The following is a 22311-nucleotide window of genomic DNA, read 5'->3' on the forward strand; positions in this document are numbered from 1 at the left end:
TTTATACTTGGGCCGCTATGCAAATCGCCGATCAACTTAGTCAATTAAATGCTCTTTCTCCGCTCGATGGTCGCTATGCGGCTAAGGCGAATGCGTTGCGGGGCTTATTATCCGAGGCGGGCTTCATGGCCCATAGGGTTGAAGTGGAAATTGCGTGGTTAACTGGTTTGTCTGATGCCGGTTTACCTGAGCTACCTGCATTTTCCGATTCAGCACGTGAACGCCTGGCTGCTATGGTGGCTGCATTTTCCGAAAGCGATGCGGCACGCATTAAGGACATTGAGCGCGTTACGAACCACGACGTAAAAGCGGTTGAGTATTGGCTTAAGGAAAAAGTGGCCGACGATGAAGAGTTGTCTCGTGCCGCCGAGTTCATTCATTTTGCCTGCACGTCGGAAGATATCAATAATACCTCGCACGCCTTGATGCTGACGCGTGCGCGCGACCAGGTCATGGTGCCGCATTTGACGGCCGTATTGGACAAGTTGAAAGCACTGGCTCACATTTACGCCGATCAACCCTTGTTGTCGCGTACTCATGGGCAACCGGCCAGCCCAACCACAGTGGGTAAAGAGTTTGCTAATGTTGCTGCGCGCCTGGAGCAAGCGCTGGTCAATATCGAGCGTGTACAACCTCTGGCCAAAATGAATGGCGCAACAGGTAATTACAACGCCCATATAAGCGCCTATCCCGAAATTGATTGGTGTGCATTTAGCGCTCGTGTATTGGGTGATCTGGGTTTACGGCAAAATCCATTTTCAATTCAAATTGAGCCGCACGACTGGATGGCGGAATTGTTCGATGCACTTGCACGCGCTAACACGATTGTGCTTGATTTGAATCGTGATGTATGGGGTTATATTGCCCTGGGTTATTTCAAGCAAAAGCTCAAAGAGGGTGAGGTCGGTTCATCTACCATGCCCCATAAAGTAAATCCAATCGATTTCGAAAACTCCGAAGGTAATATCGGCCTGGCAAACGCTACCTTGCGTCATTTGTCTGAGAAGCTTCCGGTGTCACGGTGGCAGCGCGACCTTACCGACTCAACGGTATTGCGTAATTTGGGTGTGGCTTTTGGCTATTGCATCATTGCCTGGGAAGCGTGCTTGCGAGGTTTGAACAAACTGGAGCTGAACGCTGCAGCGATCGATGCCGATATTGATGCATGTTGGGAAGTTTTGGCTGAGCCGGTACAAACCGTTATGCGTCGTTATGGGTTGCCTCAGCCATACGAACAATTGAAAGCGCTGACACGGGGTAAGGGTATTACCCAAGAAGCATTAACGGAATTTATTAAGGCGCTCGACCTGCCCGAGGAGGCCCGCCGGCGCCTGCTGGCTCTCACTCCCAGGAACTATATCGGACTGGCGGCCGAACTGGCGCGCAAGATTTAGTTGACGGTGGGCGGCGTTTGCATTTGTGCTTGCGCCGCCAGAATACGCTCTTCAAGTTGTGGAGACGTGTGCAATGCCAGAATCGGCGCCTCATCAGCGTCGGTTTCTTCGAGTTGCAACGTAATATGCTGACCTTCGAAGGCGTCGGGGTTAGCCTGAATTTGCTGATATTGTTTCAATAGGCGATCTACCGCTTTTTGCGCTTCGTATAATTGGACTTCAGGGGCTGATTGGGCATGCAGATGAAACTGCTGCTCAATGGTTTTAGCCAGGTCCCAGCTAAAAAATAGCAATGCTTTTTGGCCGAAACATTCAGGATGCAAAAAGCCCCACGATTCGTTTGGTGTCGGATTCAAAATAAAACCATTCTCTTTGTATGTACGTAGGCATATTGTAAAACTTCGATGCCCTTCGTGTCTTTTATCCGGTAACCGACAAATAGATAACCGCCAGTAGGAGTAAGGCGAAATAAACCGCGACGCCGGTTGCAAGACTTTGCCCGACGATGTGCAGTTTTTCTTTGAACGACAGACGGGAATGGCGATTACTGCGGAATAACCACCAAGCGGTGGCAGCCATAGTGATGATGCTAAAGAGAACAATACCAACTTTCATGCAACCATTCTAGCGGCATTTCCAAGCTCCGGGGGAGGAAATCGGGAAATGCCGCTGGAAGGGATTGGATTTCATGGTGTTAGTAGATTGGAATACGGTTGACGGAACCGGCCAATTCGGCCAAAGCTGAGTTAACCGTGTCTGTGTGCGACTTATTATTGGCACTGTTAAGCAGGCGTTGTTCAAGCAACAAGCAACATGCCAGACGGTCGGAGTCGGGTATGCCGGAAAGGGATTCATGAAAGGCTGCCGAATAATCGTCAACCAGCCCGGTTAAGTCTGCAAAAGTGAGTTGATCGGATTCGTAATGATGCGCAATTTTCAGTGCGCGCCCCCAGAACTCTTCAACCAGTTTTTTCATGATGCGTCTCCTGAGCATGCGAACCAGAAAAGCAATGGGTAAAGACGAAGCTGAAATACTTTCTGATTCAGTTGGCGAGACCGTGTTGCGCTGGCTTTTGCTTGGTTATAGGTAGCTCTTCAAAAGCGCAAAGGTAACACGCATGAAAGTGTTTTCTAAGAATAATAATGCTGCGATGAAACTGGTGCGCCCATGGGTTTTATTTTTGGGCGTAGTCAAGCGTACCAAAGTGTTGACGCCCCATGTGTTGCTAAATGAAACAAAGTTTATTGTGATTTGTTTGTCACTATTTTCCCAACAAGAGCAGCCAATCGTTTTTTGGTTTCAATAGTTTTGTTATTTCAATAACTAATTGATTTAAAACAAAAATAATTTAATTTAAGGGGAATTTAAACGCTTTTGGACGGCGTGTCGAATTCATCTATTCGTAAATCTCAGGCTGGTGCTGAAGGCTGACCGGGCCGACGATGTGTTCGTGCGAGCCAGTACGTGGTGTGCGGGCTTCGAAGGGAGAACAAGCATGATCAGTTTCGGCATTTTTTTCCGGTACAGCGTTTTTTCATTGTTGACGATAACAGCCGGTTGCGCGCAGGTGTCGCACTGGGCAAGGATATTCGATACACCCGCCTCCGTGGGTCAGTTCAATTTCGAGTGGGCAATCAAAGGAGATAAACGGGTTACGCCCCTACAGGCGTTCGATGATGGTCGCCGAACCTGGTTGCAGTTCCCGTCCGGTACGCCGGTTCCCGCAATATTTGCAAGACGTGGCCAGGAGGATACTTTACTTACTTACCGTCAATCTGGGGCATACGTGATATTGCCCGGTGTGTGGTCACATCTTGTGATCCAGGGTGGTCATGCGCAAGGGCATGTGTATCGGCAGGCCGAGGTGGCAGGAGATACAAACTCAAAGGCCCCGGTCATGGCCGAACAGGTGGCAACTTCCGTGGTGCCTGATGCGTCGGCCATTCCGGTCGAAGTGATCGCCGCGTCCGAGCCGCTCAAATCCGCCATTCTGGTTGAAAAGATCGAGACCAAGGCCGTCAAAACTTTCAAGGTGAGTCCGGCCGACGGCACCATGCGTGAGGCTCTGGCGCACTGGGCACGGTTCGCGCAATGGGATTTCGGGCCTGAGCACTGGGCGGTTGATGTCGACATCCCAATAGTGGGAAGCGCGCAATTCGATACTTCGTTTGAGGAAGCCGTGCGCGGTTTGGTTGCTTCGAGCGAATTGGGAGACAGGCCTTTACAGCCATGCTTCTATTCCAATCGTGTGTTGCGCATAGTGCCGTTTGCGCAACCTTGTGATCGTGCCCGAACGACGATGAGTGCATCATGAGCCGTCTGAAACTTTTTCGTCTTGTTGCCATATCGACTGCCTATCCGTTATTGGTGTCCATCCTGGCAGGGTGTGCGCTGGGTGATGCGATTCAAAAAGTCACGTTGTCAGCTGCCGAAACCGACAGCAAAGTAACGGCAAGCCATAACGCATTTGCGCAAATGGTGAGTAGCCCGCAGTTGCGTGAGCAAGCTCAACATGTTGATCGTCCCTGGCTTGCAGGGCGCTCTTTACCTTTGGCGCGTGAAGTGACGTTACCCACTGCGTTGCGCAGCCATGTCCGAACGACCTTGTTGTTTTCCGACGGACCGATTGGGTTGACAAGGGTCGCACGGCGTATTACCCAGGCTACCGGCATTCCTGTTTATGTTCATCCAGAGGCTTTGTTGTCAAATGATTTGTTTACACAGCGCTTGTCAGGAGCGGGCAGTGCACAGACACGCGTTGGCCAGAATCGGCAAACGGTCAGTTTGTCAGGCGAATCAGAACCGCTGGCGCGTATTCTTGATCGTGTCGCTGCAGCGCTTGGCGTTTACTGGCGCTATGAACACGAGCGGATTGAATTCTATCGGACTGAGACACGCATTTTTAATGTTCGTGCGCTCACCCTTGCCGTCCAGGCACAAGCAGCGCTGGGCGCAGGGCGAAAATCCGGAGACAGCGGCTTTGCCAGTAGCTCGCGTACGGAGCTGCAAAGCGATGCAGTTAGCGTAATGGAGGTCGTTGAGGCACGTATTCAGCCATTTTTAACTCAGGCGGGTGTGGCAGTTGCGCACGAAGGGGGGAGTGCTCTGGTTGTGGTTACGGATACGCCTCAAGTCCTTCAGCAGGTTGCCGGCTATCTTGAAAAAGAAAATAGGGCTCTTACGCGTCGCGTGAGGCTTATTTTTGAAGAAATTACGTTAATGACCAACGATTCGGTAGAGGCCGGGGTTGACTGGAACATTGTTTTTTCCAGTGCCCGTGTTGCGGCTGCCGCTGCTGCGCCGGGCGCCATCGCGGCTGACATGGCTCAGTTGGGCTTAGGCATACGTAAAGGCCCGTTTAGTGGCAGTGAGGCGATCGTAAGCGCTTTGGGCAAAGTGGGGAAAGTTATACGGCGCAGCAGTGTGCCGGTTTTAACCCTTAACAGACGTCCAGTGACTCATGCTGTGCGTACTACCTTTTCTTATATCGACAGGGTTGAAAGTTCCGTATCCGGCAACTATCTTGATGCGACGCTGCCGACCGTTTCTATCAGTCAAAAGGAAGAGACGGTGGGTTCGCTGTTGACGCTCGTGCCCGATGCGCAAGAGGACGGTCAGATTTTGTTGTCGTTGGCTTACGACAACACCGTTGCCCAGCCGCTGAAGTCCATCACCTTTGGTGATTCAAATAACCCGTTGCAATTGCAACAGGTCACAATCGATGGCAATGGAACAGTTCAACAACTGGCGTTGCGTCCGGGACAACCTGTTTTGGTCTCGGGTTTTGATCGTAGCCAGGAGAGCGCCGACTTGCGTCGCCTTAATCCAGGTATGCCCTTGGTATTAGGCGGCAACGACAAGGCATCACAGCAACGTCTTAAAACGGTCATTGTGATTACCGCGCAGGTAGAAGAAGGGTTTTAGGTGAGACGATGAAAGAGTCTCTTCTTAAATCTGTTGCGGGGAAAACCTTGGCATTTGGCCTGGAATGGTTGCCTCTGATTGAGTCGCTGGGCATACGGGAAGCCCGGCGCAGGGCGGATCGCTATCGGGCCAGTCATTTTGTCTTGGCGTCCGATAAGACGGCGGCGGTTGGATTGGCCAATATTCCCCGACGCAAAGCCTTGGCCATGAATAAACAAGTGGTTTTTTCCGCCGCTCAGAGTGTGGCTACTCTGTATCAGAGCGGTACGTGGGTTGTGTGTTTGAACTTGGCGCCCGATTGTTGGTGGCTTGTAGCGGTTCACGAAGGTGTTGTTGTGATGCGCACCGATGTTCTTGCCTCTGACCCCGAGTCATTCGATGCTGTTGTGATGGAGTTGCGTCGCGCTTATCCCCGGATGGTCTATTTGCAATCAGGTCGTGATAAAGACGCGCCGAGTCTGGGTCTCTTGGCTCAACAGGCAGGACAGGTCAGTGTGCTGCAAGAGCGTCGTCGAATGTGGGTAGGTAAGCCCGTCTGGGTGTCGGCCGCGATTGTCGCCTTATTGATGGGGCTGGCGATTGTTGCAGGTTTTAGCGGGTCCGAATCGGCCGCTGACTCAGAAAGATTGGCAGCAACGACCCAAGACCATGAGCACCAGTGGCGTGTGGCTCAGAAAGCGGCCTTGGATCAGGTTGTTGTGCATGGCGTTGCGGGAACGCGACGGTTGCTGGAGGCACTTTATGAGGTGCCCGTGACGCCTGCGGGGTGGCGATTAAAACAAGTTGAGTGCCTGCCTGCCCGGCAACTTTGGCAGTGTGCCGCGCAGTATCGTCGTCGCCATCCTGCAACGGATATTCAGGCGCTTGAGTCCGCTTTACCGGCTTCCTGGGCGCTGGAGCCGCGCGATCTTGATCGGGTTTCGGCGAGTTGGTCTGTTCCTTACTTTGGGCTGACACTTGCTCAGATGCAGATCGCAACTGCAGCAGAAAGTCGTAAAACCTGGTTGGGCATCCTGCAACGCTCAAGTATTGCGTTCGATCGCATCACATGGGGACAAGCCACGCCGTTTGCAATCGCAGCGCCCATCGGCCCTAAGGGGAGCGCATTGCCGCGACCTGAAGGGTTAACGACTTACCAGTCTCGTTCACTCCAGCTGTCGGGGCCGCTGCGTTCGTATGTTTTGTTATTAGCCGATTTGAATGCAATCCGCTGGTCGCGCGCACGTCTTTCCGTTAAAGACAAAGTTGTTCCGGGTGCACGCGCCAGCCGGCTGCATTTGCTACTTGAAGGGGAGTTTCATGAACGTATTGAATGAATTGCTGTGCGCGTGTTTTCTGAAGCGCCGCGTATTGATAGTGTTTGCCTCGTTGTTTTTGTTGAATGTTTGTGCGCACGCGCAGACGATTAATTTGGGTGAAGCCGGTCGGGTTACGGAGAAAACCGCCGCGGCAGGCATCACGACAACGGAGAATGTCGCGACCGATAACAACACAATGACCGAAGAGTTGGTATCTGTACGTGCGTTGATGAGAATGGAAATGGCCATGGTGTTGGCTCATGCGCGCCAACAGTCGGCACGTTTGGAGCAGACAAAAAAAGCGTCTGGTGGTATGGCATCTCGCCTGGAGTTGCCTCTTTCAAAAGTACGTTTGACTGCGCTTTACGGTACCGGCAGCAAACTGGTGGCGGAAGTACAGGCGGGTACACGCACCCTAACTTACATCAATGGAAAAGCATTGCCCGTGGGGGTGACGTCTGGCGAAACTGTTTATCGTCTTGTTGGGATGAAGGGCCGTTGTTTGACGTTGGTTCGTCAGGGAAAGTCGCAACATGTGTGCATGGATGCCGATGCAGGGGAGACGCCATGAGTCTGTTTTTGCGAGGCAAGCGCAAATATGCTGTTTTGCCGGGCTTCGAAGTATCGGAGCCTGTCTGTTTCGAGCGTTTTGACGTCAGTCGAGCGATTGAATTATCTAATTTTGATGCACTAAGGGCCTTGTCTCCGGCGCTTGTGCGAACGCTGGTTAAAGATCTGGAAGTAGATGCTTTAGCCAATCGGATCTGCCCGGTGCTACGTGCCGATAATAAAGTGGTTTTGCTGGCACTGGCTGCCGATGTGGCCGGCGACCAGGCAGACGAGCTGGCTCGGCGTTTAAGCGCAAGCGGTTACGAACTGGCTGAGCCGCAACGTTATGTCGTGTCGGCGACTATGTTAATGGCAATCGCACGTGGGCAAGCGCTCGGAGCAGTCGCTGTGTTGAATAGCGCGGTCGACGGCGCATATCGGACGACGACGCTGGCTGCCGCGTTTCAGGACATGGTCGAATGGGGCGTGGTTAATCAGGCCAGTGATGTGCACATCAATATTTTTCTGGATGCTCCCGAGTCGGAGGTTCGTTTCACGATTGCCGGTCGTTACGTGATGCCCGAACGTTTCTGCGGAATATCAACTGCTAACTTGATGGATATGGTTGCAGTTGCCTGGATGGACATTCGGGCCGGCAATGGGGCGGTATTCGATCCACTGGCGGAACAACAGGGCGCCATGAGTCGAGTAGTTGGGGGGAGGCGGGTGTTATTACGCTGGGCCTCGATGGCTGCCGAGCGTGGACCCAGCGTGTGTTTGCGTTTGTTGTTGCGTGATCAGATTGCGCCTCAGAATGATTTGTTGAAACTGGGGTATCTGCCGGATCAGGTCAATCAAATAGAGCGGGTGGCCACATCCGAAGGCGGCGCGATTCTATTCGCAGGAAGTGTAGGGTCGGGCAAGTCAACTACGCTGGCCACTTTGATGGCGGCTATTCCCGCACATCGCAAAGTGATGACACTGGAGGATCCCGTTGAATATTTAATACCTCGTGCGGTTCAAAGTGCAATTGCGCGCGATGTCGACACACTTTCTGGTAGTCGTTTTGTCACAAAACTAATGGCATTGAAGCGATCGGCCATGACGGATGTATTGTTGGGCGAAATTCGTGACTTGGAAACCGGCCGGGCTTTCGTTGACCTGGCGAGTTCCGGCGTAAGTGTGTATAGCACCACTCACGCAGCATCGGCCTTGCTTGCGGGGGAGCGTTTGGCATCGTCTTCTGTTGGTGTGCCGAGAGACTTCCTGGCCACCCCAGGTGTGTTGAAAATGCTCGTTTATCAGGTGCTGTTGCCGACACTCTGTCGGGAGTGTGCATTACCCGCCACGAAAATAAAAACACTACCCGCTGCAATGTTGGACCTGATTCAGCATTTGTTTGAAGGAAGTATTAGTGCGTTGAAGTTCCGCAACCCCAATGGTTGCCCCAACTGCATTAACCGCCATTTGCCTGAGTTATCGGGTTATTCAGGGCGTACCGTCGCCGCACATTGTTTGGAGCCTGCTCTGACTAATGGGTACTACCAGGCATTGAGGTCGGCGAATTATGACACTTTGCAAATATCCCAGGAAGATGGCGCGTTTGCCGTCGCTATGCAAAAAGTATTTCAGGGTTTGGTGGATCCGCGTGACATCGAAACGCGTTTTCATGCATTTGAAACAGAGCGCCGATTACGACAGATACGCAGGTGCAATTCATGAGGTTTGCACATAACAGCATGTTGAGATTCATGGCGTGGCGTTTTCATCATCAGCGCGCCGATTATTACGAGTACTTGTCGTGTTTGTTAACGGGGTCGCAAGGCCGCGTGACGCTAAAAGAAATTTTTGAACGAGATGCGGATCGTTATGGTTTGAGAACGGCTCGTGGATATTTGTCTGCTCATTGGGCACGACGTTACCCGCTTACAGGCGGCGACGTATCGGAAACGTGGCAAGCACACTTTCCACCATCGGAGTGTGTGGTACTGCGTGCTGCGCAACGTTCCGGGAACCGTCCGCTGATTAACAGTTTGAGTGATCTGGCACACGCATGCCGATTAATTGAATCGATACGCCGCATGATGTGGGCAGGGGCGTTGCCCGCGTTGATTGCCGTATTAGTGCTGCTTGGCATGACTATTGCTATGCCGCTGTTTACGGTACCGAGGTTGCAGCAGGTTTTCAGTAGCTTGCCTCTTGAGTACTACGGGGCGACTGCAAGTGCCTTGTTCAGATTCGCGGAATACGTTGAGCAGTTTTGGTGGCTTGTGCCCGTTTTCCTATGCATTCTCATGTGGCTCGTTGTTTGGTCACTTTCCAACCTGGTCGGGTCTTTTAGGGGGATCTTGGACGCCAGTTTGTTGTGGCGATTGTATCGCCTGGCGCAAGCCATGCGTTTTTTGGCCGTATTGGTCGTTTTGCTTGAGGCAGACGGGAAAGGTTCGGTGCAGTTGCGCACGGCCATTGAGGCGTTGCGAGCCGGCTCAACGCCATGGATGGAAGAACATTTGTGCCGGATGCTGGCCCGGATTGATGCGGGGGTCGTGGGCGCCCGATCGCTTGATACAGGGCTGCTCGATCGAGAGCTGCTTTGGTATCTGGAAGACATGACCATGGCGCGCAGCCTGGCGCAAGCGTTGATTCTGACGCGGCAAAGGCTTGAACAGCAAATGTTGGGAACGGTTCGTCTTCAGATCGCAGGTTTGCGCTGGCTGGTGCTTTTGGCGTGCGCAATCGGGTTGTTGGCGCTGGGTCTTTGGCATTACGCCGCAATCGATGACTTGCGTCGGGCGCTGATGGTTTATTACTCAGCCCATTGAGTTTCTTTCGCAGTGCCTAATCAATTGGCGGTTTTATTCTTACAGGAGTGGTTTTATGTCGAATGCAATGACTTTTTCTCTTTTCTGCTCGAGATCATCAACGAAAGCAGACGGTTTAACGCCTGCGGTACTGCGTTTTCAACGTGGTTTTTCTCTGGTGGAAGTTGCGGTTGTCACCGCTATTGTTCTGTTGCTGGCCATTATCGGTATTCCGGCCATAGGCAATTATTTAGTTGAGAATAAAGTTCCCAAGGTCGGAGAGGAACTGGCGCGTTTCGTTTTACATACCCAGGTGAATGCTTCCTCAGGAAGCGCCGAACCATATAACGCGATTACCACAGCCAGTTTTGCCAGGATGGTCGGAGACTCAGGGCTGTTTTCTGTTTCCGGGGCGGACGCGACTACGGTTGTCGCTCACGGCCTGGGCACAGATGGTGTAGTAAGTGTGCAGGCGGAAGATCTGGGGGCGGCGTTTTCAATTTCTTTGTCGAATGTCAGTCACGTGGCTTGCCCATCGATTGCTTCGATTATGCAAAGAGTGTCCAAGACGATGACTGTTGCCGGAGTCACGATTAAAGATGCGTCTACACCGTATAGCGCTATTGAAACTGAGTCGGAGTGCGAACATGGTGATGTTAATGATTTTGTGTTCATCGCAGGTTAGGTCCAATGCTCAGGCATGGCAGCGTGAAACTGATTATCGCGGATTTGCGTTGCTGGAACTGATTGTTGCCGCCTTGATCTCAACATTGTTGGCCGTATGGGCGGCTGACATGTGGGTTAATCGCATAAACGATTCAGTCGCACAGTCGTCGGCAAGCTGGATGCGAACTGCCAAAACAGCGGCGGCGCATTATTTGGCTAGGCATGGTTCGACGATTCGTATGGCTGAAAGTGCGACTGCATTGAACGCGGAGGGTTACGACAATTGGGCCCGGCCCACGATATCTGAGCTTATTAATCAAGCATTGTTGCCCCAGGGGTTTCCTGCGCGATTTGCATCTGGTCCCGCGCTGGCGTTGCGCATTCTTCGTTCCGGCACGTGCCCAGGACAAGACTGTGATTTACAGGCGCTAATTTATACAGAAGGGGCATTGATGCCCGAAATCGGCTCCGCTGACTATGCTGCCATGCAAGCTCAATGGATACTTGCCGCGCGAGGTGAAGGCGGGGCCGTGTTTGCCGCTTCACCAAATCGGATTGCGGGTGCAGGTTTTGAGTTTTCGAATCCCCCGGAAATGGGCATGACGGCGTTGCCGGTTGGCGCGGTGGCTATGGCCGTGACGGTTGAACAAACCCAGGCCATGGATTTTCTGAAGGTGAAGGATGAACGGGATCCCCAGTTTCAAGCGACACTCTCGGTCCAAGGTACGGTAACGACGGAGGAATCCTTGCGAGCGGCCGATACACTATGGTTGGGGCATCGGGCTTTTGCTCAGGCGCCTTGTTCAGAGGACGGACTGGTGGCCCGGGAAAATTTTGGTGGTTTGCTTGTGTGTCGGGGAATGCGCTGGGTGTCGGCCGGCGGGGTGGGGGGAGGCGGTTTTTCGGTGAATAGTTCGACCGGTTGCACCATGGATACCATGAACCCGGTAACCGGCGCCTGCACTTGTCCCACTAGTTATACCGCAGTGCGTATTGCAGACAGCGGCGTTGATGCAGGCGCGGGCCGAACCCGGGGTTATATGTGTGTTGGTTAAGCTTCAGCCGGCTAATGGTATTAGATTGTTTGCTTCAGAGGAGCTCACGGGGTCCAGTTGGCAATGAATTCGCGCTCCTCATCGGTCATTTTCGTCATATTGGCCAATGGCATGTAGCCGCTAACAGTGACCTGTTTGATGAGTGCGGGGTTGGCCATTACCTGCTGTTCTGTTTCCAGGGCGATACCGGCAGGTGCCGACGCGAACCCTGCTTGTGTGGGCTGCGCTGCGTGGCATTGCACGCAGCGGGCTTCCACGATTTCCATTACCCGAGCCATTTCGCTGTTTGCAATGGATTCATTATTACCACCGGTGTTATTGGCCGTACCCTGGGCGACTGGGTTTGCAACTTGCGAGTTCGTGGTGGGTTGATTCCCGGGCGCAGACTGCTTGCTTGCCGGTGCGGCAAGGAATGCAATCACAATAAGCAATGCTATGCCGACTATTGGATACGCGATTTTGTTTTGACCCAGATGCCGCAATACAAAATACTGGCGAATCGTCGCACCTGAAAAAATGAACAGGCTCATGATGATCCAGGCGTATGGACTGGTATAGGTGAAGGAGTAGTGGTTGCTTAGCATCAGGAACACAACAGGCAGCGTGAAATAGGTGTTGTGAACCGAACGCTGTTTGCCCCTCTTGCCGTCAAGGGGGTTCGGCGTTTCGCCTTTTTTCATGGCGTTAACCATGCGACGTTGACCGGGAATGATCCAGAAGAACACGTTAGCCGACATGGCGGTGGCCATGACCGCACCTGTCATGAGAAAAGCCGCGCGCCCCTGGAAAATATGTACGCTGAGGTAAGCAACAATCACCATCATGACGGCGACGCCGATACTTAATATGCCGTCGCGCTCCATGTTGGGGCTGATGCGCCGGCAGAGCTGATCGTAAACGACCCATCCGGCGATGAGGAAAAGGATGGCGATAACGTTAACTTGCCACCCTGATAGTTCGCGCACCCATTCCCATGGGCTGGATGGATTGGCCAAATAGAAAGCCGGGTTCGACATATACATAATGACGAAAAGGGCAAAACCCGACAGCCAGGTGGTGTAAGCCTTCCAAAATGACCAATGCAGATCTTTCGGCAACTCGGCTGGTGCGGTCATGTACTTCTGGTTGTGATAAAAACCGCCGCCATGTACAGCCCACATTTCACCCAGAACACCGCGCTTTTTTACCGCGTCGTCGGTGGGCGTTTTCAGGCTATTGTCGAGCATGACGAAGTAAATTGACTCACCAATCCAGGCTATGGCGGCAATAACATGCAACCAGCGCAACAGCAAGTTTCCGAATTCGACCAGGTAGGCTTCCATGATTTTATTTTCCGAGATTGGGGACGGGCGAGGCGTGCATTAGCTGCCGCGATAAGTGGAGTATGTCCAGGGGGTGACCACCAGGGGGACGTGATAGTTTTCTTTGGGGTTTGCGATGCCGAACCGGATAACGACTTGATCGACAAACCGAGGATTGGGCATCACCACGCCTCTGGCGGCAAAGTAGTCGCCCGCGTGAAAAACGATTTCGTACACCCCTGCCTGAATTTCATCCGGGCCGAGTAACGGGGTGTCGCAACGACCGTCGGCGTTGGTCGTGTCTGTTTTCAGGAGTTTCCGGGTTTCGCCGGCAGCGTACAGCTCAATTTTGACGCCCTCAGCCGGGCCTCCATGCATGGTATCGAGTACGTGGGTGGATAGTTTTCCCATGAATCCTCCAAATTGTTAACAATTTATGTTGACGATTTTGTTTTAAGAGCCAATAATTGTCAAGACGTGATTTTGTGAAATGCAACGACCGGGGCGAATAAGGGCATGCTTTATTTAGACCAACACGATGATCTGCAAGGGGAAAGTACCGCCCCGCCTGCGTCTTCGCTGCTTGAAAGGCGCGGCCAAAAAATAGGGCGGGTCTCTGAGGTGGACCGCGTTTACGCAGAAATTTTCGATGCCGTCATGGATCGGCGCTTGCTTCCTGGCGCAAAACTGACCGAATCGGCGTTGTGCGATATTTTCAGTTGCTCGCGTGCAACCGTGCGCGCGGCGCTGGCACAGTTGGGGCACGACAAAATTGTCGTGTTGTTGCCGAACAGAGGCGCGTATGTATGGCAACCAGATCCAGCGGAGACACGAGAGGTTTTCGAGGCACGCAGAACGCTGGAGTGTGTTTTGATCGACAAGTTGCTGCAAATGTCTGATTTGTCCGCGCGTCTGGAACCTTTGCGGGAAATGGTGCGCCAGGAAAAGGAGGCGTTTGAAACAGGTGATCGAATTAGCTGGTTGCGGTTGTCGAACGCGTTTCACGTAAAGATGGCACGTCTGGTGGGCAATCATGTTCTTACCGAGTTCATGCACGCGCTGTGTTGCCGGACCACACTGATTATTGCGTTTCACGACACCCCCAGTTCAAGCACGTGCTCGTATATGGAGCACGACCAGATTCTAGATTTATTACTGGCCGGCAACCGCGAAGGGGCAATAGCGGCCATGTGTCACCACCTGGAAGATTGCGAGCATAGGGTTGAGGAAACCCAAACTCGTAAACCCGATCCCTGGTCGGTATTTACCGTAAAACGTTAAGGAGCTTGCATGCCCGTTGAGTATCCCCGTGACCTGGTCGGTTATGGTCGCAATGTGCCACATGCGCAATGGCCTGGCAAGGCCAAAATTGCGGTTCAGTTTGTGCTGAATTACGAAGAAGGCGGTGAGAACTGTGTGTTGCACGGCGATCCGGCTTCGGAGCAGTTTCTGTCGGAAATTGTTGGGGCGGCGGCGTATCCCGATCGCCATATGTCAATGGAGTCCATATACGAATATGGTTCGCGTGCCGGCGTATGGCGTATTTTGCGTGAATTCGAAAAACGTAAAGTGCCTTTAACGGTTTTCGGCGTCGGCATGGCCCTTGAGCGTCACCCTGAGGTAGCGCAGGCGTTTGTTGAGCTGGGCCACGAAATTGCCTGCCATGGCTATCGCTGGATTCATTATCAGTCTATGCCTGAGTCAATCGAGCGCGAGCATATGCAGCGCTGTGTAGAGGTCATTACCGCCTTATTGGGCGAACACCCGTTGGGCTGGTATACCGGGCGCGACAGCCCCAATACCCGTCGGCTGGTAGTGGAAGAGGGGCAATTTCTTTACGACTCTGATTACTACGGGGATGACCTGCCGTTCTGGACACAAGTTGAACGGCAAGACGGGACGCTTAAACCCCATTTGGTGGTGCCTTACACGCTTGATACCAACGACATGCGCTTTGCAACCCCCCAGGGCTTCAACACCGGTGAACATTTCTTCAGTTACTTGAAAGATGCTTTCGACGTGTTGTATGCAGAAGGGGAGGAAACGCCCAAGATGTTGTCGATAGGCTTGCATTGCCGCTTAATCGGGCGTCCAGGGCGTTTTGTGGCTTTACAACGTTTTCTCGACTACATCCAGCGTCATGATCGTGTGTGGGTATGTCGCCGCGCTGATATTGCGCGTCACTGGGTCGAGCATCATCCATTTCAAGAGGTTTGAATGACCAAAAAAGTTTCACTTTCCGAATTGAATCAGTTATCCGAAGCGGATTTCGTAAAGCTTTTGGGGGGTATTTTCGAGCATTCACCCTGGGTGGCCGAAGGAGCCGCGAGCGCTCGGCCCTATAACAGCGTAGCGGAATTACATGCCGCGATGGTGAAGCAAATTGAAGGGGCCGGAGAACAAGCTCAACTCAAATTGATTCGTGCTCACCCAGAGCTGGCCGGCAAGGCCGCTGTGCGGGGCGAACTCACCGATGAGTCCACGTCGGAACAGGCCGGGGCCGGCCTGGATCAGTGTTCGCCACAGGAATATGCCCGCCTTACCGAGTTAAATGAGGCCTATAACAAAAAGTTTGGTTTTCCTTTCATTCTGGCAGTGAAAGGTTACGACCGTGCCGGCATTATTCAGCAATTCGAACGACGTTTGCAGCTTTCGGTTGAAGATGAAAAGCGTGAAAGCTTGCAGCAAATCTACAAAATTGGTGGTTTCCGCTTGAACGATCTGGTAACCACTGCTTAAGCCCAGCAGGCTTATTGAATGAGATATTGCCGTCCGGCGGGCAAAAAATGCCGGAGAACAGTTGTTTTAATCAATCCGTTAATCGGTTTTCTAATTTTTGTTTTGTCAGGAGTGTAGTCATGGCAGCGCCTCATATGCCCGTTGGTACGGTCATTAACGCCCCAAGCGTTGAGTTTCCGGAGTTTGTGAATCGTTATGCGAATCTGGCGCTCGATGACTTCGGTGCCGAAGTGATTGAATGTTCCGATCAGTGGTTTGGTGACGCCAATCGTATGCTGCAGTCGGCCGAACCCGTTTTTATTGTGGGCAAATTCGACGACCACGGCAAATGGATGGACGGCTGGGAGACGCGTCGTCGTCGCGATGGTGGGCATGACTATGCCGTCATCAAACTGGGCGTTTCGGGTGTGATCAAAGGCATCGATATTGATACCAGCCATTTCACCGGTAATTATCCACCGGCGGCTTCGGTTTTGGCCTGCTATTGTGAGGATACCCCCGACGAGTCTACAGTCTGGACGGAAATCGTGCCTTCCACCACCTTGTCGCCTAGTACTCATCACTTTATCGAGTTCGATGACGATCGTCGCTGGACTCACTGTCGTTTGAATATTTATCCCGATGGCGGGGTGGCCCGCTTCCGTGTGTATGGGCAGCCTGCCACCGACTGGACATCGAAAGACTCCGATGCATTGTACGAAGTATCGGCATTGGCCAACGGTGGCCGAATTGTTGGCTTTAACGATGCACACTTTGGCGTGCCGTTTCGCTTGGTGATGCCCGGTCGTGGCGTGAATATGGGCGACGGTTGGGAAACGCGCCGCCGTCGCGAACCCGGTTATGACTGGGTGGTGGTCGAGCTGGGCCATCCGGTTATTGTTGAAAAAATCGAAGTAGATACCGCACACTTCAAAGGGAATTATCCTGATCGTGTTTCCATTCAGGCTGCCAATGTAACGTACGGTACTGATCAATCGACCATCACACAGGCCATGTTCTGGCCTGTGTTGCTGCGCGAACAAAAAATGGGGCCCGACAAGCAGCATTTTTTCGAGCGTGATCAGTTGGAAGAACTTGGCGCAGTCACGCATGTCAAATTGAATATGCACCCCGACGGCGGGGTTAGCCGCTTGCGCATTTGGGGTCGCCTGGCCAAGAAAGGGAGTTAATGTGCCACAGGTATTAAAGTTAAAACCATTAACCAAAGAGGCGTTCGCGCCTTTTGGCGATGTCATTTCAACGCGCGAGGGTGACGCTTTCCCCATTAACAGCGGTACCACTCAGCGTTATCATCACCTTGGGAAGATTCAGGTTGAAGGAAACGACGGCGAACCCGGAATCAGCATGACGGTGGGGCAGGCATTTGCCTTTCCCATAAAAATTGCCATGCTCGAGCGTCATCCGTTGGGCAGTCAGGCCTGGATTCCCACCACCGGCAATGCTTTTATTGCAGTGGTGGCCCCTGGTGGTGCGAATGACCGCCCGGATGAAACCGCTTTACAGGCTTTCTATGTAAACGGTGATCAAGGGGTGAATTATCACGCCGGTGTGTGGCATCACCCCTTATTGAATTTGGGGCCGGGCGGCAATTTCATTGTGGTTGATCGAATTGGTTCTGCACCCAATTGCGATGAATGTAATTTAAATCAGGTTTTTTTATTAGACGGTACGTTTGCAGAGCCGGCATCCGTCTGATCCAATAATAAGAATGAAGCCGCCGTGCGGGCTTCATGTTTGCACGGCGGGGTCGGTTTAAAAACCGATCCTCACCGGAGATGAAAGAATGACGCAAAGACACACAGTAAGTTTTTATTTGAATGGGCAGTTGCATACCGTGGTGCCTGAATCCCCCACCCAAACCGTGTTGCAGTATTTACGCAACCAGGCGGGGCTGGTGGGCACGAAAGAGGGCTGTGCCGAGGGAGATTGCGGGGCATGTACCGTAACCGAAGCCTCGCTTGAAGACGGTCAGGTTGCATTTCGTGCCATTAACGCTTGCATTCGCTTCTTGCCCACCCTGGACGGCAAAGCAGTGTGGACAGTAGAAGGTCTGGCGGCGCAGGGTGAGCCATTGCATCCGGTGCAGCAAGCCATGCTGGATTACCATGGCTCACAATGTGGCTTCTGCACGCCCGGTTTTATCATGTCGATGTACACCATGTACCGCAAAGGCCAGGTGCGGCCAAGCCGCGAAGAAGTGCTGGATAACTTGTCGGGCAATTTATGTCGTTGTACCGGGTATCGGCCCATTATCGATGCCACCATGAATATGGGTCAGTACCCCGAAGCAGAACAGGCGCTTGAAACGCTTAAGCAACAGCTACAGGAACTGCACGATCAAACCCAAGCACCATTATTCATTGAAACGGCGGATCAAACCTATTGGGCGCCCACAACCAGCAGCCAACTGGCACAATTGTTTAACGAGCATCCCGATGCAACCCTGCTGGCGGGCGGCACTGACCTGGGTTTGATGGTTACCAAGCAACTAAAGCATTTTTCCAAAGTCATTTATTTGGGTAATGTGGCCGATGCCGCCGCTATTAAAGAAGAAGATAACCATCTGGTTATTGGCGCTGCGGTGCTATTGAACGAAGGTTACGAAGCACTGGCCAAGCAGTACCCCGAAGCCACCGAGTTATGGAAACGGTTTGCTTCCATGCCCATTCGTAATTCGGGCACGTTGGTGGGTAATGTTGCCAATGGTTCGCCTATTGGTGATACTGCCCCGTTGTTAATTGCCCTGCAAACCCGGGTGGTCCTGCGCAAGGGCGATAGCCGTCGCGAACTGGCACTTGAGGATTTGTATCTGGATTACCGCAAGCAAGACCGCGAACCGGGCGAGTACCTGGAAGCCATCAAGGTGCCGCTACGTAATCCGGCCATCAAGGTGGCAACTTACAAACTTTCCAAAAGAATTGACCAGGACATCTCGGCGGTGTGCAGTGCCTATGCCATTCAGTTCGATGGCGAAACAGTCGCCTCGGCACGCATTGCGCATGGGGGCATGGCGGCGACGTCGCGTCGTGCGTACGAAGCGGAAAAAGCCCTGGTTGGTCAACCTTGGAATGAGCAAACCGTTGCCGCGGCCATGGCCGCGCTGGAACAAGATTACCAGCCCTTAACCGACATGCGGGCCACCAGCGATTATCGCTTGCAAACCGCACGCAATCTTCTATACCGGTTCTATCTTGAAAGCTCGGGAGAAACCGCCACGCGCATAAGCACGGAGGTCGTATGATGAAAAGTAAATATCGAACAGTCGGCACAGTCGCTCCTCATGAGAGTGCCCACTTGCACGTAAGCGGTCGTGCTCAGTACACCGACGATATCCCCGAGTGGCAGGGTACGCTATATGGCGCGTTCGGTTTGTCCGAACGTGCTCATGCCCGGATCACGAAACTCGATTTGTCGAAAGTACGCTCGGCGCCGGGCGTGGTAGCGGTCATTACAGTCGAAGACGTTCCCGGCGATAAATATATCGGCGCGGCCAAAGCGGATGAGCCGGTGCTGGCCGACGGCCTGGTCGAGTACTACGGGCAACCCATGTTCGCCGTGGCGGCCACGTCCTACGACTTGGCACGCAGAGCGGTGAAGTTAGCCGAAGTTGAGTATGAAGATTTACACCCTGTGCTCGATGTACAGGAAGGGGCAGAGAAAGAGTCTTACGTTTTACCCCCGGTTCGAATCGCTCAGGGCGATATGGAAGGCAAACTGAATGCCGGTCCACATCGTCATCAAGGTAGTTTTTATTGTGGTGGGCAAGAGCAGTTTTATCTGGAAGGGCAGGTGTCGTACGCGGTGCCCGGTGAAGACGGTGAGATGCAGTTGTTCGCATCTACACAGCACCCCACTGAAATGCAGCTTATGATTTCCCATGTGTTGCACCAGCCCTCGCATACCATTAAAGTGCAGTGCCGCCGCATGGGCGGTGGTTTCGGTGGCAAGGAAACCCAATCGTGGCAGTTCGCCGTGAACGCAGCGATGCTGGCCCAAAAAACAGGCCGCCCGGTAAAAATTCGCGCCGACCGCGACGACGACTTCATGATTACCGGTAAACGGCACGACTTTCGCGTTGAGTACGACGTTGCCTATACCGACGATGGCCAAATTACTGCTGTGAAATTCGTCCAGCAACTACGTTGCGGTTATTCAGCCGATTTATCCGGTGCAGTGGCTGATCGTCAGGTTTTTCATTCCGACAACGCTTACTATCTGGATACGTTCGACATTTTGTCGTTGAGGGTAAAAACCAATTCGCAATCGAACACCGCGTTTCGTGGTTTTGGCGGCCCGCAGGGCATTATGGCTATCGAGTATGTTATTGAAGATATAGCTGCCAAGTTGGGTAGGGATCCGCTCGATGTGCGCAAGCTTAATTTTTACGGCCGCACCGATCGCAATATCACCCCATATCAAATGAAGGTGGAAGACAATGTCATCCACGAATTGGTCGACCAGTTGGAAAAAACCTCGCAATACCGCGAGCGTCGTAAAGAGGTCGATACCTTCAACGCAAACAACCGGGTGCTGAAGAAAGGCTTGTCGCTGGTACCTGTGAAATTTGGTATTTCCTTCACGCTGACGCAGTTAAACCAGGCCGGTGCTCTGGTGCATGTGTACACCGACGGATCGGTGTTGGTGAACCATGGTGGTACCGAAATGGGTCAAGGCCTGAATACCAAGGTCGCGCAGGTCGTGGCCGAGGAACTGGGGGTTGACCTGAAGCATGTTCGTTCATCGGCAACTGATACATCGAAAGTGCCCAATACCTCGGCAACCGCCGCTTCAACGGGTACTGACCTGAACGGTAAAGCGGCGCAGGTGGCTGTGCGCAAAATCAAGGCTGCGCTGGCTGATTTCGCGGCTGATCATTATGGTTGTGATGCTGCTGAAGTGGCTTTCGTCGACAACCATGTGGAATGTGGCGACAAGGCTCGTGTGCCATTTGCCAAGTTCGTGCAAACGGCCCATGCCAATCGTATTCCGTTGTGGTCTTCGGGTTTTTATCGCACTCCGAAAATTCATTACGATACGGAAACCTTAACCGGTCGCCCATTCTATTATTTTGTGTATGCGGCCGCCTGCGCCGAGGTCATTATCGACACTCTTACCGGTGAAAACCGGTTGGTACGTGCCGACATTTTGTACGACGCAGGGCGCCCCATTAACCCTGCTGTCGATCTGGGTCAGGTAGAAGGGGGCTTTATTCAAGGCATGGGCTGGTTGACAGCAGAGGAACTTTGGTGGAACGACAAGGGCCGCTTAATGACACATGCGCCGTCTACCTACAAAATTCCGTCGGTGTCCGATTGTCCGGCACAATTCAACGTGGCGTTCTTCGAAAACAACAATCGCGAAGACAGCATTTACCAATCCAAAGCCATGGGGGAGCCGCCACTGCCTCTGGCCTTATCGGTCTTCTTTGCTATTCGAGATGCGGTTCACGCTGCCGGTGATCGCAAGGCAGTGCCGCTTATGGATGCTCCGGCTACAGCTGAGTGCGTACTTAAAGCGCTGGAATCGGTGGGTGGATGTCCGGCCTCGAAATTGGGGCAAGCCGTCGAGGTTGCCGCCGATCATGGCTAACCCGGCTTGGCAACCCGAAGCGGTTGAAGGGTTGCGGGCGGGCAAGCCGACAGTGCTGGTAACCGTATTGCGTTCGGCGGGCTCCGCCCCACGGGGTGGCGGAGCCAAAATTTGGGTAAACGAGACACAAACGTGGGGCACGATCGGTGGGGGGCATCTGGAATATCAGGCTATCGCACTGGCCCGGGAAACGTTGGCCAACAACACAGCGTCGCAACGTAAGGTTCAGCGTTATGCGCTAGGGCCCAGCCTGGGGCAGTGTTGTGGCGGTGTTGTGTGGCTGGCATTCGAGCGCCTGGATGCCGGCGATCTGGCTTGGTGCAATGAAGTAGAGACTGCGCTTGGGCAGCGGCGTTCGGTTATCCGACGGGTACCATTTAATGACGCAGATCCGGTGCAAATTCACTTATCGGAACAAGCCGCTGCTGGGTTTAACGTTGATGAGGCACGTTGGGACGACGATCAGGGCATTCTAGAAGACCGTATCATGGCGGCGTCCCTAACGGTTGTCGTTTGCGGTGCGGGTCATGTAGGGCGCGCTATTATCAATGTGCTGGGCACGTTGCCGGTGAACGTTGTCTGGCTCGACCCGCGTGACGACTTATGGCCCGAACAGGTTCCAGCCAATGTGCAATGCCTGCAGGGAGACGCAGACGACGTGCGCGATTTGCCAAACGATGCATGTTGGCTGGTATTAACCCACAATCATGCGCTTGATCTTGAAATTGTGCAGGAGATCATGGCGCGCAAATCGTTTCGTTTTTTGGGGCTCATTGGTTCGGCCACCAAGAAAGCCCGTTTCGTATCGCGCTTGCGTCGGCAGTTTCCCGAGGCGATGGTGGCGCGTATGCAGTGCCCCATCGGGCTGGTGAAAACCTCCAGTAAACTGCCGGAAGTGATTGCCGTTTCCGCTGTTGCGCAGTTGCTCTCGCTCGACTAAGTCTATAATCTTGCGCTGGTTGCATTCACTCTTGCCAAACAATTACGCTGCACA

General features: G+C 53.0%; 23 protein-coding genes. 18 read left to right on the forward strand and 5 right to left on the reverse strand.

All coding sequences use genetic code 11. The features are described from left to right. Window positions 1–17 precede the first annotated feature (17 nt). The gene (purB, locus tag CJO09_RS13250) at window positions 18–1394 is read left to right on the forward strand and encodes an adenylosuccinate lyase (RefSeq protein ID WP_119442780.1); all 1377 of its coding nucleotides are present in this window, start codon (window positions 18–20) and stop codon (window positions 1392–1394) included. Here purB and CJO09_RS13255 read toward each other — a convergent pair. The 3 genes from CJO09_RS13255 to CJO09_RS13265 form a co-directional block, all read right to left on the reverse strand. Beyond that, window positions 1391–1750 (reverse strand): hypothetical protein, encoded by a 360-nt coding sequence (locus CJO09_RS13255; protein WP_114420913.1) that lies wholly within the window; start codon window positions 1748–1750, stop codon window positions 1391–1393. The two genes, purB and CJO09_RS13255, sit on opposite strands and share 4 nt — an antisense overlap. 64 nt (window positions 1751–1814) lie before the next feature. Then, window positions 1815–1973, reverse strand: a complete 159-nt coding sequence (locus CJO09_RS15615) for a hypothetical protein (protein WP_218961065.1) — start codon at window positions 1971–1973, stop codon at window positions 1815–1817. 115 nt (window positions 1974–2088) lie between these two features. Further along, window positions 2089–2370, reverse strand: coding sequence for a hypothetical protein (locus CJO09_RS13265; protein ID WP_119442782.1), 282 nt, complete (start codon window positions 2368–2370; stop codon window positions 2089–2091). 142 nt (window positions 2371–2512) lie between these two features. Here CJO09_RS13265 and CJO09_RS13270 point away from each other — a divergent pair, with 142 nt between their 5' ends. The 9 genes from CJO09_RS13270 to CJO09_RS13310 all read left to right on the forward strand — a co-directional run bounded on the left by CJO09_RS13270 (window position 2513) and on the right by CJO09_RS13310 (window position 11688). Continuing rightward, window positions 2513–2701: a hypothetical protein gene (locus tag CJO09_RS13270; protein WP_119442783.1), complete on the forward strand. Its 189-nt coding sequence runs from the start codon at window positions 2513–2515 to the stop codon at window positions 2699–2701. A 189-nt stretch (window positions 2702–2890) separates the two neighbouring features. Beyond that, a complete protein-coding gene (locus CJO09_RS13275; RefSeq protein WP_119442784.1) occupies window positions 2891–3709 on the forward strand; it encodes a TcpQ domain-containing protein in 819 nt (272 codons plus the stop codon). Next, window positions 3706–5319, forward strand: a complete 1614-nt coding sequence (locus CJO09_RS13280; RefSeq protein WP_119442785.1) for a hypothetical protein — start codon at window positions 3706–3708, stop codon at window positions 5317–5319. Before CJO09_RS13275 ends, CJO09_RS13280 begins: the two co-directional genes overlap by 4 nt. A gap of 8 nt (window positions 5320–5327) precedes the next feature. Then, the gene (locus tag CJO09_RS13285; RefSeq protein WP_119442786.1) at window positions 5328–6635 is read left to right on the forward strand and encodes a type IV pilus inner membrane component PilO; all 1308 of its coding nucleotides are present in this window, start codon (window positions 5328–5330) and stop codon (window positions 6633–6635) included. Then, window positions 6619–7188 (forward strand): hypothetical protein, encoded by a 570-nt coding sequence (locus CJO09_RS13290; RefSeq protein ID WP_119442787.1) that lies wholly within the window; start codon window positions 6619–6621, stop codon window positions 7186–7188. The genes CJO09_RS13285 and CJO09_RS13290 overlap by 17 nt, the downstream gene beginning before the upstream one ends. Further along, a complete protein-coding gene (locus CJO09_RS13295) occupies window positions 7185–8888 on the forward strand; it encodes an ATPase, T2SS/T4P/T4SS family (protein WP_119442788.1) in 1704 nt (567 codons plus the stop codon). The genes CJO09_RS13290 and CJO09_RS13295 overlap by 4 nt, the downstream gene beginning before the upstream one ends. Continuing rightward, window positions 8885–9988, forward strand: a complete 1104-nt coding sequence (locus CJO09_RS13300) for a type II secretion system F family protein (RefSeq protein ID WP_119442789.1) — start codon at window positions 8885–8887, stop codon at window positions 9986–9988. Before CJO09_RS13295 ends, CJO09_RS13300 begins: the two co-directional genes overlap by 4 nt. A 55-nt stretch (window positions 9989–10043) precedes the next feature. Continuing rightward, window positions 10044–10652 (forward strand): type II secretion system protein, encoded by a 609-nt coding sequence (locus CJO09_RS13305; RefSeq protein WP_245961340.1) that lies wholly within the window; start codon window positions 10044–10046, stop codon window positions 10650–10652. Next, a complete protein-coding gene (locus CJO09_RS13310; protein ID WP_147404929.1) occupies window positions 10627–11688 on the forward strand; it encodes a type II secretion system protein in 1062 nt (353 codons plus the stop codon). Before CJO09_RS13305 ends, CJO09_RS13310 begins: the two co-directional genes overlap by 26 nt. 44 nt (window positions 11689–11732) lie before the next feature. Here CJO09_RS13310 and CJO09_RS13315 read toward each other — a convergent pair whose 3' ends face one another. Together CJO09_RS13315 and uraH are read right to left on the reverse strand one after the other, a co-directional pair. Beyond that, a complete protein-coding gene (locus CJO09_RS13315) occupies window positions 11733–13010 on the reverse strand; it encodes a urate hydroxylase PuuD (RefSeq protein ID WP_119442791.1) in 1278 nt (425 codons plus the stop codon). Between the two features lie 39 nt (window positions 13011–13049). Next, window positions 13050–13400, reverse strand: coding sequence for a hydroxyisourate hydrolase (gene uraH / locus CJO09_RS13320; RefSeq protein ID WP_119442792.1), 351 nt, complete (start codon window positions 13398–13400; stop codon window positions 13050–13052). A 105-nt stretch (window positions 13401–13505) separates the two neighbouring features. Between uraH and CJO09_RS13325 the strand changes: the two genes are divergently transcribed. The 8 genes from CJO09_RS13325 (at window position 13506) to xdhC (ending at window position 22257) form a co-directional block, all read left to right on the forward strand. Further along, window positions 13506–14270, forward strand: coding sequence for a GntR family transcriptional regulator (locus CJO09_RS13325; RefSeq protein ID WP_119442793.1), 765 nt, complete (start codon window positions 13506–13508; stop codon window positions 14268–14270). Between the two features lie 9 nt (window positions 14271–14279). Further along, on the forward strand, window positions 14280–15206 hold the full coding sequence (gene puuE / locus CJO09_RS13330) for an allantoinase PuuE (RefSeq protein WP_119442794.1): 927 nt from the start codon (window positions 14280–14282) through the stop codon (window positions 15204–15206). After that, a complete protein-coding gene (uraD, locus tag CJO09_RS13335) occupies window positions 15207–15728 on the forward strand; it encodes a 2-oxo-4-hydroxy-4-carboxy-5-ureidoimidazoline decarboxylase (protein ID WP_119442795.1) in 522 nt (173 codons plus the stop codon). It abuts the gene before it with no gap. Between the two features lie 119 nt (window positions 15729–15847). Beyond that, complete coding sequence (alc, locus tag CJO09_RS13340) at window positions 15848–16897, forward strand: allantoicase (protein WP_119442796.1); 1050 nt, start codon at window positions 15848–15850, stop codon at window positions 16895–16897. 1 nt (window position 16898) lies between these two features. Continuing rightward, window positions 16899–17423, forward strand: a complete 525-nt coding sequence (locus tag CJO09_RS13345; RefSeq protein ID WP_119442797.1) for an ureidoglycolate lyase — start codon at window positions 16899–16901, stop codon at window positions 17421–17423. Between the two features lie 88 nt (window positions 17424–17511). Next, complete coding sequence (gene xdhA, locus CJO09_RS13350; RefSeq protein WP_119442798.1) at window positions 17512–18969, forward strand: xanthine dehydrogenase small subunit; 1458 nt, start codon at window positions 17512–17514, stop codon at window positions 18967–18969. Continuing rightward, the gene (xdhB, locus tag CJO09_RS13355; RefSeq protein WP_119442891.1) at window positions 18969–21317 is read left to right on the forward strand and encodes a xanthine dehydrogenase molybdopterin binding subunit; all 2349 of its coding nucleotides are present in this window, start codon (window positions 18969–18971) and stop codon (window positions 21315–21317) included. Before xdhA ends, xdhB begins: the two co-directional genes overlap by 1 nt. Beyond that, window positions 21310–22257, forward strand: coding sequence for a xanthine dehydrogenase accessory protein XdhC (gene xdhC / locus CJO09_RS13360; RefSeq protein WP_158582757.1), 948 nt, complete (start codon window positions 21310–21312; stop codon window positions 22255–22257). The genes xdhB and xdhC overlap by 8 nt, the downstream gene beginning before the upstream one ends. The last annotated feature ends 54 nt before the right edge of the window (window positions 22258–22311 follow it).

The sequence above is a fragment of the Neopusillimonas maritima genome (assembly GCF_003576595.1).
Taxonomy (GTDB): Bacteria; Pseudomonadota; Gammaproteobacteria; order Burkholderiales; family Burkholderiaceae_B; genus Neopusillimonas; species Neopusillimonas maritima.

Coding starts and splice junctions, on each gene's coding strand:
- purB (WP_119442780.1), top strand. CDS start 18: ATGCAAATCGCCGATCAACTTAGTCAATTAAATGCTCTTTCTCCGCTC.
- CJO09_RS15615 (WP_218961065.1), bottom strand. CDS start 1,973: ATGGCTGCCACCGCTTGGTGGTTATTCCGCAGTAATCGCCATTCCCGT.
- CJO09_RS13265 (WP_119442782.1), bottom strand. CDS start 2,370: ATGAAAAAACTGGTTGAAGAGTTCTGGGGGCGCGCACTGAAAATTGCG.
- CJO09_RS13270 (WP_119442783.1), top strand. CDS start 2,513: ATGAAAGTGTTTTCTAAGAATAATAATGCTGCGATGAAACTGGTGCGC.
- CJO09_RS13275 (WP_119442784.1), top strand. CDS start 2,891: ATGATCAGTTTCGGCATTTTTTTCCGGTACAGCGTTTTTTCATTGTTG.
- CJO09_RS13280 (WP_119442785.1), top strand. CDS start 3,706: ATGAGCCGTCTGAAACTTTTTCGTCTTGTTGCCATATCGACTGCCTAT.
- CJO09_RS13285 (WP_119442786.1), top strand. CDS start 5,328: ATGAAAGAGTCTCTTCTTAAATCTGTTGCGGGGAAAACCTTGGCATTT.
- CJO09_RS13290 (WP_119442787.1), top strand. CDS start 6,619: ATGAACGTATTGAATGAATTGCTGTGCGCGTGTTTTCTGAAGCGCCGC.
- CJO09_RS13295 (WP_119442788.1), top strand. CDS start 7,185: ATGAGTCTGTTTTTGCGAGGCAAGCGCAAATATGCTGTTTTGCCGGGC.
- CJO09_RS13300 (WP_119442789.1), top strand. CDS start 8,885: ATGAGGTTTGCACATAACAGCATGTTGAGATTCATGGCGTGGCGTTTT.
- CJO09_RS13305 (WP_245961340.1), top strand. CDS start 10,044: ATGTCGAATGCAATGACTTTTTCTCTTTTCTGCTCGAGATCATCAACG.
- CJO09_RS13310 (WP_147404929.1), top strand. CDS start 10,627: ATGATTTTGTGTTCATCGCAGGTTAGGTCCAATGCTCAGGCATGGCAG.
- CJO09_RS13315 (WP_119442791.1), bottom strand. CDS start 13,010: ATGGAAGCCTACCTGGTCGAATTCGGAAACTTGCTGTTGCGCTGGTTG.
- uraH (WP_119442792.1), bottom strand. CDS start 13,400: ATGGGAAAACTATCCACCCACGTACTCGATACCATGCATGGAGGCCCG.
- CJO09_RS13325 (WP_119442793.1), top strand. CDS start 13,506: ATGCTTTATTTAGACCAACACGATGATCTGCAAGGGGAAAGTACCGCC.
- puuE (WP_119442794.1), top strand. CDS start 14,280: ATGCCCGTTGAGTATCCCCGTGACCTGGTCGGTTATGGTCGCAATGTG.
- uraD (WP_119442795.1), top strand. CDS start 15,207: ATGACCAAAAAAGTTTCACTTTCCGAATTGAATCAGTTATCCGAAGCG.
- alc (WP_119442796.1), top strand. CDS start 15,848: ATGGCAGCGCCTCATATGCCCGTTGGTACGGTCATTAACGCCCCAAGC.
- xdhA (WP_119442798.1), top strand. CDS start 17,512: ATGACGCAAAGACACACAGTAAGTTTTTATTTGAATGGGCAGTTGCAT.
- xdhB (WP_119442891.1), top strand. CDS start 18,969: ATGAAAAGTAAATATCGAACAGTCGGCACAGTCGCTCCTCATGAGAGT.
- xdhC (WP_158582757.1), top strand. CDS start 21,310: ATGGCTAACCCGGCTTGGCAACCCGAAGCGGTTGAAGGGTTGCGGGCG.